The organism is Desulfosporosinus sp., assembly GCF_014237355.1.
GTDB lineage: Bacteria > Bacillota > Desulfitobacteriia > Desulfitobacteriales > Desulfitobacteriaceae > Desulfosporosinus.
Window position 1 is genome coordinate 1 of sequence record NZ_JABZFS010000035.1, and the last position, 11,617, is coordinate 11,617.

The 11,617-nt window shown below is 43.7% G+C and carries 9 protein-coding genes and 2 pseudogenes; 7 read left to right on the forward strand and 4 right to left on the reverse strand.

The window, feature by feature from the left end; all coding sequences use genetic code 11:
* From HGJ98_RS06680 to HGJ98_RS06705, 6 genes are all read left to right on the forward strand, one after another.
* The coding region (locus HGJ98_RS06680; protein WP_291350295.1) for a DUF2200 family protein at positions 1-68 on the forward strand (68 nt) is incomplete at its 5' end.
* Between the two features lie 233 nt (positions 69-301).
* Complete coding sequence (locus HGJ98_RS06685; RefSeq protein WP_291350287.1) at positions 302-589, forward strand: type II toxin-antitoxin system prevent-host-death family antitoxin; 288 nt, start codon at positions 302-304, stop codon at positions 587-589.
* The gene (locus HGJ98_RS06690; protein ID WP_291350288.1) at positions 573-884 is read left to right on the forward strand and encodes a type II toxin-antitoxin system RelE/ParE family toxin; all 312 of its coding nucleotides are present in this window, start codon (positions 573-575) and stop codon (positions 882-884) included. The genes HGJ98_RS06685 and HGJ98_RS06690 overlap by 17 nt, the downstream gene beginning before the upstream one ends.
* 538 nt (positions 885-1,422) lie before the next feature.
* Positions 1,423-2,511 (forward strand): HlyD family efflux transporter periplasmic adaptor subunit, encoded by a 1,089-nt coding sequence (locus tag HGJ98_RS06695; protein WP_291350289.1) that lies wholly within the window; start codon positions 1,423-1,425, stop codon positions 2,509-2,511.
* Positions 2,492-3,658, forward strand: coding sequence for an ABC transporter permease (locus HGJ98_RS06700; protein ID WP_291350290.1), 1,167 nt, complete (start codon positions 2,492-2,494; stop codon positions 3,656-3,658). Before HGJ98_RS06695 ends, HGJ98_RS06700 begins: the two co-directional genes overlap by 20 nt.
* On the forward strand, positions 3,630-4,757 hold the full coding sequence (locus HGJ98_RS06705) for an ABC transporter permease (protein ID WP_291350291.1): 1,128 nt from the start codon (positions 3,630-3,632) through the stop codon (positions 4,755-4,757). Before HGJ98_RS06700 ends, HGJ98_RS06705 begins: the two co-directional genes overlap by 29 nt.
* A gap of 133 nt (positions 4,758-4,890) precedes the next feature.
* Here the strand turns inward: HGJ98_RS06705 and HGJ98_RS06710 are convergent, their stop codons facing one another.
* The 4 genes and pseudogenes from HGJ98_RS06710 to HGJ98_RS06725 form a co-directional block, all read right to left on the reverse strand.
* Complete coding sequence (locus HGJ98_RS06710; RefSeq protein ID WP_291350292.1) at positions 4,891-5,862, reverse strand: HAMP domain-containing sensor histidine kinase; 972 nt, start codon at positions 5,860-5,862, stop codon at positions 4,891-4,893.
* A gap of 103 nt (positions 5,863-5,965) precedes the next feature.
* Positions 5,966-6,643, reverse strand: coding sequence for a response regulator transcription factor (locus HGJ98_RS06715; RefSeq protein WP_291350293.1), 678 nt, complete (start codon positions 6,641-6,643; stop codon positions 5,966-5,968).
* A 123-nt stretch (positions 6,644-6,766) separates the two neighbouring features.
* A pseudogene (locus HGJ98_RS06720) lies at positions 6,767-6,992 on the reverse strand (IS4 family transposase); the annotation flags it as partial.
* A gap of 189 nt (positions 6,993-7,181) precedes the next feature.
* Positions 7,182-10,553 carry a hypothetical protein gene (locus tag HGJ98_RS06725; RefSeq protein ID WP_291350294.1) on the reverse strand — a complete coding sequence of 1,124 codons (3,372 nt, stop codon included), beginning with the start codon at positions 10,551-10,553 and terminating at the stop codon, positions 7,182-7,184.
* A gap of 761 nt (positions 10,554-11,314) precedes the next feature.
* Here HGJ98_RS06725 and HGJ98_RS22360 point away from each other — a divergent pair.
* Positions 11,315-11,617 (forward strand): annotated as a pseudogene (locus tag HGJ98_RS22360) (hypothetical protein); the annotation flags it as partial.

Consider the following 11,617-nt stretch of genomic DNA (forward strand, 5'->3'; position numbering starts at 1 on the left):
GCTATCTGGATAAATTGATCGATGAGTTAGCAAAGGGAAAATCGATGGATAAGATTTTGCGGAAATAACGGAGAAACACCGATTCTATATAAGATATAAAAGAATCGGTGTTTTTTGTTTATATTTATAATAGGTATTGTGTCTTAGTACATAGGAGGCAGTACCTTATTTTTACTGCTCCAATGTCGTGATGGAGAGTACAGGTGAAATAGCTTGGGTTTGTCATAGATAAATTAGCATGGTGATAGTACAATAAGCATACAATTAGCATATTATTATGATACCGAAAGAGGTGATTTTTATGATTAATATAAAGCCATCCGCGGCAATCCGCAAAAATTGCAATGAAATTTCCGAACTTTGCAAGCGGTCTGGAGAACCGGTTTATCTTACAAAAAATGGCGAGGGTGATCTTGTAGTAATGGACATAGAGACCTTTGCGAGAAGGGAGAGCATGCTTCGGCTGAGGGAAAGTTTGGTTAATGCTCAGGAAAGCAGGCTGAACGGAAAGTCCGGTCATTCCATTGATGAGGTCTCTGCTATGATGAAAGCTTCCGTCAGGGAGGTACTAGATGGACAGCGAAAATAAACGGCATACCGTAGTCATTTCCGATGAGGCCACTCTAATGCTCTTATCCCATGTACGGTTTCTGGCACAAGTCAGTGAGTCTGCAGCCATGCGGCTAATTGAAGCCTTTCAGGAAAAGGCACTGGAAGAGTTTCCAGAAAGGAATCCATGGCTGACAGATCCGCTGATATCGTCAGGAAAATACCGAAAGCTCTTGCTGGAAAAACGGTATCGACTGGTTTATCAGATCAAGGAAAGTACGGTGTATGTGGATGCAGTTGTAGATACTCGACAGAACTATGGGTGGCTAATGTAAGCCTTGGTAGATCTGCTCAAGAAAAACTCAGTATATTATTTCAAATATATGGAACCTTGCAGAGTGTATTAAGAAGTGTACCATAATAGTAAAAGACAGTGATTGGTCTGTTTTGATAGCTGCCGCCCAGGCCGCGATCAAGAACAAGGGTCAATAAAATAAGGCTTTATAGTAAGGTCCAAATTCCGAAAACACTATATTTCGAAGTTTTAAGACTTTGTATAAAATAAAAGATGGTTATTATCCCTTTAGTATTTTGGAGATAGTACCTATCTTTTATTGTTTTTTACATTTGGTACATAAAAATCACCGGTCTATAGAAGGTGATAAATGGTTTGTATCTTGATTAATGGCCTGCCTAAGTGCTTCAAGTAATAAGTGTATAACCTTTCCTTAGAACCTATATGTCATCTTAAGAGGTAATAATTGAGAATGGATGATAATTTTTATCATCTATTTGGTAAACTATAAGTTTGTTTATGTTCAGTTTATGTACCTACAATATGATATAAGATAAATGATATTTGGAGGTACAACAATGCAAATTTCCAGAAAGGTAAGGCGAGGATTCGTCATTACAATCATAATTGTTGCTATTGCGATAGTGTTTTTCATTGTACTTGGACAATTAGATAAAAGTGAAGGAGCTACAAGAGCTTCAGCAACCTTAGAAGTGCAATCTGTATTGGAAATGACGGAGACGAACCTGTCGGTCCAGCTTTCAGGAGAAGTGAAAGCCGTAAATGTGTCCAAAGGAGATACTGTCAAAAAGGGTCAAGTGCTTGGGATCATTGATGATGAAGGGCTGCAAATCAAAAGAGCACAGGCCGAAGCGGGAATTGAAACGATACAGGGGCAAATTCGCAGTGCGCAAGCAAATCTGGCAGGAGCCGAAGCTAAACTCACGCAAATTCAGGAAGGTGCGAGGCCTGAAGAAATCGTCCAGCTAAAATCAAAGTATGATTTGGCAGAAGCCAATTGTCAGAGGATGAAAATTCTGTATCAGGAGGGCGCTATAAGTCAAGTGGAATACGAGTCGGCAGTTTCTGACAGAGATATAAAAAAAGCACAATACGATATATCCGTTAAAGGAGTAAAGGCTAGCGAACTGAAAGCGGTCCAGGCAAGCGTTAGTGCAGCGGCCGCATCCATTGACTCCTTAAAAGGGCAACTGAAAAACGCTCAATATTCCTCTGCGGAAATCGAACTACAGCTGGCAAAAACCAAGATCCTTTCTCCAGTAGATGGAGTGTTGAACCAGCTGAACCTCAAAGAGGGTGAATTGGTTTCAGCCGGTTCAAAAGCTGCAACCATCGTAAATGACATTAAACCCTGGATTGAATGCAACATAAAGGAAACGGATATCTCAAAAGTCAAAACCGGTCAGGAAGTAAACATCCGATTTGGTGCTTATAAAGACAAAAATTTTGCGGGAAAAGTCGTCTCGATAAATAAAGGCGCCGATTTTGCGGTCAAACGTGCTACCAATGAAAGTGGAAGCTTTGACATCAAGGCCTACGGGGTAAAGGTGGAAGTTGATGAGACTGATATCCCGCTCTATGCCGGTATGACCGTATTTGTAACCTTCAAGAGCGAGGTGGAGGTAAATGAATCTAAAGGGATATAAAACCGTTCTAATACCCTTGCTGTTTGTGCTGCTACTCCCGTCGTTCTCCATGCTCGTCCTCGGGTACCAATTTGGCGATCAGGTGCTTGAAAAGGTCCCCTTCGGTGTTCTCGATTATGACAACTCCAGTTTAAGCAGGACTTTAGTACAGAAGATAGATGAAAACGATACCTTTGATATTAAGGTCTATGCAGAAACGGATGCTGAGATAGAGGAAAGCATTCGGCGTGGGAAAATAGCGGCTGCAATCATCATCCCGAATCGCTTTGCAAACGACATGATGATAGGAAATAATACCCCAATCCTCATGATTTATGACAACGCGCAACTATCCGCAGCGGGAACGGCGAAGGGAAAAATGTCCGAAATAATGAGCACTTTGAACATGGGCAGTCTTTTCTCTGCCCTGCAGAGCGCGCTGAAGATGTCCCCTGTAGAATCCGCAGCGATGATTCAGCCCCTCGGATTTACAACTCAGTTAATCAATCCCGGCAAGAGTTCCATGATGTTTTCCATGCATGGTTCCCTATTGAGCATGATTCAGGTCACCGTATTCATCCTGGCGCTGGAAATAACCAGAAGGCAAGATGCATTTAAACCGCACATTGCCATCAGGAATTCGGTCATTTGCGGTTTCTTGGGAACGATTTCCGCTGCCGTTGTGACCATCCTTCAAGTGACGTTGTTCCACTTTCCCTTCCATGGAAGCAAATTAGCGGCATTTATATTGATATTCCTTTATCTCACCGGCATCGCGGGACTAGGTATTTTCGTGCGCTTGTTGAAGAAGGATAAACAGGCCGCGGTGGAGATGATTCCCATTCTGATGATGATGATGATTCTTTCCGGGTATTCTTATCCTTTGACTTCCATGCCCCAAGTTCTTCAGACTATCGGTGGGTTCATTCCATTTGTCCACTATGGCATACCGCTAAGAGATATCATGCTTATGGGATACGGATTGAAAGATGTGCTGCCTGACATCCGATGGATTATTGGATTCCTCATCCTATTATGGGTCGGGTTTCTTGTTTTAGGGGTTTCGAGAAACAGAATTGGAATATTCAGAGGCAAGGGAAATAAACAGCAATTACTGATACGGAAAAAGGAGGCATATGATGCTGAAACGCTGGTTGAAGAAAGATAAGCATATGATCGGAACCCTAGCGGTGGGCCCAATCATCGCAACCATGCTGATTTGTTTTATCGCCTCCGGTCTTCAAGTTGAAAGCATCCCGCTGGCCATCGCAAACCTGGATGACTCGTCCATCTCCAGACAGATCGTTTCTGATTTCGAAAATCATTCTGGATTTGATGTAACTCTTTACGTTGATTCCGAAGAGGAACTGCAAAATGCCGTGTATGAAAAAAAGGCCGTTGCCGGTCTCCTTCTTCCGGCAAGTTATGGAAAAAGTGTGGCGCTAGGTGACGGCTCACGCGCAATGCTTCTGCTGAACGGGACAAACACTACGAATTCCGGTGCGGCTCAAGGGTATGCAGCAAGTATCTTCATGACACTGAATGCAGGTATTCAGGTGCAGGCTCTGCAAAGTATGGGGATTCCTGACCAGAGGATTTCTCAAATGATGGGAAGCTTTACCGTCGTAGAAAGGAACTTGTATGATCCTCGCGGCAGCTTTATGTATAATCTGATATATATGGTCCTTCCCTATATGATTCAAATGCAATTTTTGTGCTTCTTCCTCTTGCCATTATTTTGGGAAGAGAGAGAAAGCGGTCGTTTGCAGCTAAGGGGAAACAATTTCATGTATTTTCGAATCTTATGTATGTGCATCTTGATCTCTGTTTTTACGTATATCGCACTTTTGATTGGTTCTTTGCTGTTTCATATTCCTTTCTCATGGAACTTTCCTTTACATTTTGTGCTAATGGTATCTTATACCTTTGCGCTATGTGCCGCCACTTTTGTCATTTCGCTTTTCACTCGTGGCAGTGCAAAGCTCTACATCTTTGAATTGTTCACTACCGTCGGCGTATTGATCATGCTCACATCCGGAATGGTTTGGCCAAATTTTGTGATGCCGCAAGGATTTTCCACATTGGTGAGGCTGTTGTGGCCCTTTGCCCACGTGGTCATGCCCTTCAAGGCGTTGCATCTGAAAAATGCAGGCTGGGCTGAAACCTTGCCCGCTATGGGAAGCTGCATTTTGTTCGGACTGGTCTGGCTGGCAATCGGTCTTGCCATCTGCGCATGGAGAAATAAAGGCAAGGCTAACACTGCTTGAGGAATGATGGTTTCCCCTTTAAAAAGCATGAACTCCTGCTTTCCATGAGAAGACTGCAGGAGTTTTTTACAATCTGTGGCATCATATGCGAAATCGGTGTGACATAATGGCTTCAATTTCATTGAGTGTTAGGTTACAGCAGCGGTTTTTGTTTCTCATTTGCCTGCTTGGGTAAGGTGATTGTGACAATGGTTCCTTGACTAGGCCGACTCTCCACTAAAATCTCTCCCTTATGCAGAGAGACAATTTTCTTTACCACTGTCATTCCAAGGCCGTTGCCTTCGGTGGAGCGAGATCTATCTCCCTGATAGAATTTATCAAAGATATGCGCTTTTATTTCCTCGTCCATTCCGCAGCCAAAATCCTCAACCTTGAATACAACGCAATCGTCATAATTCAACAATCTGATTCTTAACTTCCCGCTTTGGTACGAAAATTTCACAGCGTTGTCCAGCAAGTTGACCCAGACCTGACTCAATAGCTCAGGGTTGCCGAGAAAATAAATATCTTCCTCTATATCCACTTCCAGTTCTAGTCTTTTTTCGGACCATTTTAATTCCGTTATCAAGATAGTTCTGCGGATTTGCTCGCTGAGGTTAAATAAGCTGTGTCCGGAAAAAGAGGTCCGGTTCTCTATTTTTGACAGGTTGAGTACGTTAGTGGCCAGCGCTGCCAGTCGGTCTGATTCGCTGATAATAATGTCTAAATACTCCTGCCGTTCATCATTAGAGAGATTACCTTTCTTTAAGAGCTTCGCAAAACCACGCAGGGATACAATGGGGGTCTTAAACTCATGAGAAAAGTTGTTGACAAAGTCCGATCGGAGTATCTCAATACTGCCCAGTTCCTTAGCCATGGCGTTGAACTCTTCTGAAAAATCTCTGAGCTCCTTCGGGCGAAGCAGTCCTGAATTACCGATACGGACATTAAAATCACCACCTGCCAGTTTTTTCATGGAAGCCAGCATTTCACAGATAGGGTTAAGCATCAGTTTGCCGGCGACCCTTGTAATAACTAAACCGATAATTGTACTAATAAAGAGCAAAATACTAATCCCTACAGCTGGGTTTTCGTAAAAGTTTTCGCTTAGAAACCCAACTCTCAACAACCAATAGATGATGACTCCGGAAAGTCCTACGTTAAACCACAGAATATTAAAGATATAGAAGGAAAACACAAAAAATATATTAAAGCGGGGAAAAAAATGTTTAATCAGCTTTTATCACCGCCTTATAGCCAAGCCCTCGCACCGTGACAATCTCAAATTCCGAAAATGCTTCAAACCGATTGCGAAGCCTGTTAATGTGTACGTTTACCGTATTATCGGAGCTTTCTGTTTCAATGCCCCATATTTCGTCCATCAGCTGAATGCGGGTGAAAATTTTGCCCGGATAGGAAAGTAATTTATAAAGAAGATAAAATTCTTTCGGAGGCAGCGTCTGAACCTCCTTGCCGCGGCTCACAGTTAATCCATCGAAATCCAGCGTGACATCGCCCATGGTAATTTTATGGGCACTCACGATCTGCGCCCGTCGGAGGAGGGCTTTGATGCGCAAAAGCATTTCTTCTTCGTCAAAGGGTTTTGTGATATAGTCGTCGGTTCCCACAAGAAAACCCTGCCGTTTGTCCTCCGGCAACTGCTTAGCGGTCACCATTAAGATGGGAAGATTATAATTGCTGTCTCGCAGTTCTTTTGTTAGCTCGTATCCGTCCATGTTCGGCATCATGATATCCACAATTATCAGGTCTACATGATGTTGATCCAGTACCTTTAACGCTTCCCTCCCGTCTTCAGCGAGAAGCGGCAGATACCCGTTTGCCTTAAGCACCGCGCCCAAAAATTTACGGGTATTTTTGTCGTCTTCAACTACCAATATAGGAAACATATTGATCCCCTCTTACTCTTTTTGTATCACAGGATAAACGGAGTATACGGTATAAAATAACCACTGATATTTTAACATAACAACTCAACTTCCGTACCGCGGTTGTGCGAATAAAGCCTTGATTTAACTGGGCACTGATCCAGTTGTGTAGTTGACTTAGTGATTCGTAATTCTTCGGTTTGTTCGGTAGTAGATCGAGTACAAATGCCATCAATTGGCGCAAGGCTGTTTTTAAGTCTAAATCCATTACCTCATCTACAAAAAGGTAAAACAATCCTCCTAGTGAGCGTTCATCGTTATTTTGTCTGCGTTCCCACTTAAGGATGAGATAACGAGTAAAGACTATCGTTGGTGGTGTTCCGATTCTATACGAAGACAATCTTAAGCGAAATAGTATAGACATAGTTTTCTAAGCTTTAACATCAGGGCTTAGAAAGTATACGTAAAGAATAAAGTACGGGTATTGTCTTTAATAATTTTTAGAGACAATACCCTATTGTTAACTCGGAGGGATCCACAACCCACGACATCCTGAGGGTTACAGATTCACGCTTGCCGTATTCGAGTATGCTGACAATCCTGCTTCATTCATGGCCGCGACTCGGTAGGTGTAGCGATTACCAGGTATGGCAGTTCTATCAGTGTAATCGACGTAACCGTTGTTATATATCGGTCCAATAATGATGAGCACGAAGTAAGGTCCCCCATTATCAGAGCGTTCGACTACAAAACCGACCTGGACTTTGGCATTGTCCCGCCAGCTCAGACGAACTCGCCCTCTTTGCAGCCATGCAATTAAGTTTGTCGGAGCAGCTGGTGGCTGGGGAGGATTTTGACCACCCCGCACAACGTTGGAAAAATCAGAGTCTACCGTCATCGTTGGGAAGCCAGGAGTGGTAGTATCACCGACAGTGTTGGAGGCAAACACTCGGTAGTAGTAAGTGTTATCCGTGTTGCCGATAGGATCAGTGTATGAAGTTGCGCCGGATGGTAACATTACTAGAGTAGTCCATTGACCAGCACTATTGACTGTTCTTTGGACCGTGATGCTAGTTTCGTTTTTAGAATTGTTTATCCAGGTTAAAACTACACGTTTGTTAAAGTCGGAACCGAAAAGATTGCCAATTAGATTGGTGGGCGCTTTCGGTGGAACGGCAAATACCATTGCATGCATCATATCCATCTCTTCATGGGCGAGAATATGGCAGTGATACACGTACTCCCAACCAAAGTTCACTAAATGGTTAGTCACTTGGTTGATTGGATTACCCAATGGGTCGAACCACCCTGCAGGTGGTGGGGGAGTGAGTAAAGTGCCCACGGGCATTGTTGGGTCGATCAGGCGAACGCTGTTTGGCACGTCGAAGGGTACCTGTGAATCGGTAGGAATAGTTGGTCTCAGTGCAATAATAGTATGCTCGAGGGGGTTCACCCTAAAGGTTTCCTTCCAGCCCAACTCATTAAGATCAGGTGGTAACATTGCACCGTCCCAGGCAACCCGGTTGATAAGCTGCGCTGAAAACAGGTGAGTATGAATAGTATGAGTATCCACACCGTTGTGAGTGATCTTCCAGATCTGAGTCCCATCCATAAGAGAGCCGATAGGAGTCGCATTAAGATTTGCTGTACCTCTGACAATTTCAACTGGCGGACTTGCATAGCCGTAGACAACAAATTGGTTAAAATTAGAACTGGTAACCGGGAATTCGAGCCCAAGCATGCCACTCATCCGACCATACTGGGTGTCGTAGACTTCACCCATTTCGTCCTGCAAAGCCTTCGGTTCGATTGATAGGGTAACAGGTGGCTGTAGCAACCCGTTCGAGTCTATCGGTCGAAAGGTCTTGGAGAAATCTTCAAGTTGTACATAGGCGCTTTCGGCATCAGAAGGGAAATTTGTGACGTTGTAGGCAGAGTTGTAAGCGGCTTGTGGTATGATGATCGGATCATGGGTTACTTCAAAGACGCCTCTTTTTGTGTCGGTTTTAGTAAACACAGCTTCTAAAGCGGCTATATCGAACGCAGGAGCGGGAGATGAAGCCACCACCCGGATTTGCATAATTGTGCGAATGTTAGGACCATAGCCAGGTTGTGTACTCGGCGCACCACCCTCGGCAGTCTGGTCCGGGTTACCCGTATAATAGTCATAGCGAGGGTCGGACGCTGGGAAAGCTGCGGGAGCATCGTTGTAGAGAATGAGGGTTTGCCCAGCATATTGGGAAAAGTCAACGATGACATCTACTCGTTCCGCTGTTCCTATCAGGAGAGAGTGCTGATCAACGTTTCCTGCGTTGAATGTAGTCGCATTCAGGTTCCAAGTGATAGGTTGGCTTGGAATCACCACAGGTGCTGGCAGGAATCCACTTTCGGTCCCAATTTGAATCCAGTCCGGTCCTTTCAAGGCTGGATCGGGCACACCACTAGGCCAGTCGGCAGGAAGACCAGGTGTTCCGCATGCGGATACCATCTTAACTTCTGTTGCATATCCCGTGTCAGGCGAGATGTAGCCGGCAGAATCAGCTACATACATCTGCAGGTTAAAGAAACGGTCATCAGCGGCATTTAGGATGCGGAAACGATAAGATTTAGGCTCCACTTCCAGGTAGGGGTAGGCCGTCCCGTTAACAAGCGGAGTGTCCATAAACGCCTCGCCCGGCATGGAAGGGTAAGGCATGTCAGGCATCATCGGAGGTTGCTCGGGGGCAGTTACCGGATCGTAGTAAGGGTTCGGAACCGGGCCATGTTTTATATTTGTTGTGGGCGGCCAAAACCACGGACCGTACATCCAGCGGCCAAACGGATTTGTCCCGGTGAGATCCCAAGGATTTTGGGCGGGGCTATAGACGTGAGGATACCAGAGGTCTCCGGTATTGGGTGTACCTGCTGTAGTCCCCCAGGTCCAAGTGGGATCCGTATTAAGGATGGTGTTGCTATCTACGAAAGTCTTGTCCTGAATGACCAGGGGAGTTCCAAGATCAGGAAGAATCTTTTCCATGCCTGGATTGACACCGGATTCGTTTGTACCATTAATCAGATCCCGTTCCACCTGATCTGTAAGCATATAAGCTGCAGCTTCTCCGACATAGACATTTAGGCGCGTAATACCATAAGAGTGATCATGATAAAACATCAGTCTAGCACTTTGAGCGTTAGTGTAGTACAAAGTCTGCATCCCATCGCGTGGGTTATCGACATTCTCCATATCAGGGACATTTACGACACTAACCCCCTGAGGATAGGGAGTATCTTCTCCTGCTGGGGTAATCCATTGATGAGGTGTCCCATCGCTGATCCAGACGGTATTATTACCATGGAGATGTACGTTGGCGCGGTTTTGCGTGTAATTCATAGGCATGGCAGCATGCCCTAGAGGTCCATGCCCCGCCCCCATAACGGTTGTATCCACCGGGATAAAAAGGTCACCACCAGTACCGATAGGAAGCAGATTGTAGAATTTGATTCTAACTGGTACGTCGCGAGTGGCAATAATAGCAGGCCCCATATAATGAGGCGCATCCACGCCGTAAGCCTGGGTGCCATCACCTTTAATAATGGGGTTACCATTATTGGTTAATTTAATTTGTGCACCTGGAACGACTGTAGTAGATAATTGTACATATCCACGGAGCGTGGTGGGTGGTAAATCCGTGTGCATTTGTTCTTTAAACTCAATTACAGCAATTTCGTAGTAATCAGAGCCCGGATAGGTTGTCGTATCGGCAACAGCAACTGGAATGTACTGACCCAAAGCATTTGCGCCACTAGATCCCATCCCCGGCATTGCATCAATGAATTTTCTCAATGGCGGAGTATAGGCCCAGTTGGCCGTACCAAAGTAGTTAGGAACAGGGTCTCCAGTATTCGGATCGACGACGAGAGCCGTAATATTAAAAGATTCATTTGTCTGCATTTCTTTCTCCTCCCTATAGATTATTTTATGCAGTCATAATTGCACTGGGAAGATGATTCAATTCCCCCTGAAAACTTTTCGCCCCTCAGATATGAAGGTTAGAGCACTGTATGGAATTGAATTTCCAATTGGAAAGGACTTCAATTGGAACTCAAAAAATCCATTAAAACAATCTAGGATGCTGAAAAAGTATAGCTAACCCTCCCCATCGCAGATACTTCCCAAAAGGCTCTTGCTAAAATTAAAGACAGCGTTAGAAGATTAGAGGAATTCCCGCATTAGGTGTGGATCTGGGAAGAATGTTGATGTCCTACAAAGTATATAGAGTGCTAATCGTTAGAATTCATAATGAACGGAAGGATTTTATGCTGATACTTTTTGGAATACACACGAATGGTGAAGATAATGAAAAATCACTAACTACAGGAAATGTTTAATAATAGCGAACGGGATTGATCTTAAAGTGTTTGCAGTCACTCAGGCGGCTGTGAGGAACAAGGGGCAATAAATAAGAAATAGCATTAAAGCCCTATACCCCAAAGTGTGAAAAATATATTTAAGAATAAAATGGGTATTGTCTCTAGGCAATTGTAAGAGACAATACCCTCTTTTAAAGCAATTCTATTAATGAGGTACAAAAAGTAATCAGACCATAAACTCACAGAAAATAACAACCAGATCAGGGCTATTTTTGAACTTCTAATTAAATACAAGTATTATGCAAAGAGGATAAGAGATTTTTGTTTGTTGGAGGATTAATTATGAACTTAGAAGAACTACGCTTGAATTGTGCGATTAAACAAAAAAAGGGCTGCATTTCATATTGGCATCAATAATAATTTGATGTATTATACTAATTATTCATTCGACATCATTACCTAATTTGACAAAGAACTTACTTACATTTTGCTCCACAGCTCCACTAATGCCTTTAGCATTTTTACTATCTAAAATAATTAAGGTTGATTTTCAAAATAAAGAAAATCCGTTAACCAATTTGGGAATTCTCTTTTTTCTGCAAATCAAGTGCTATATTTACTTATTGCTATGTGGGTATATCCGAC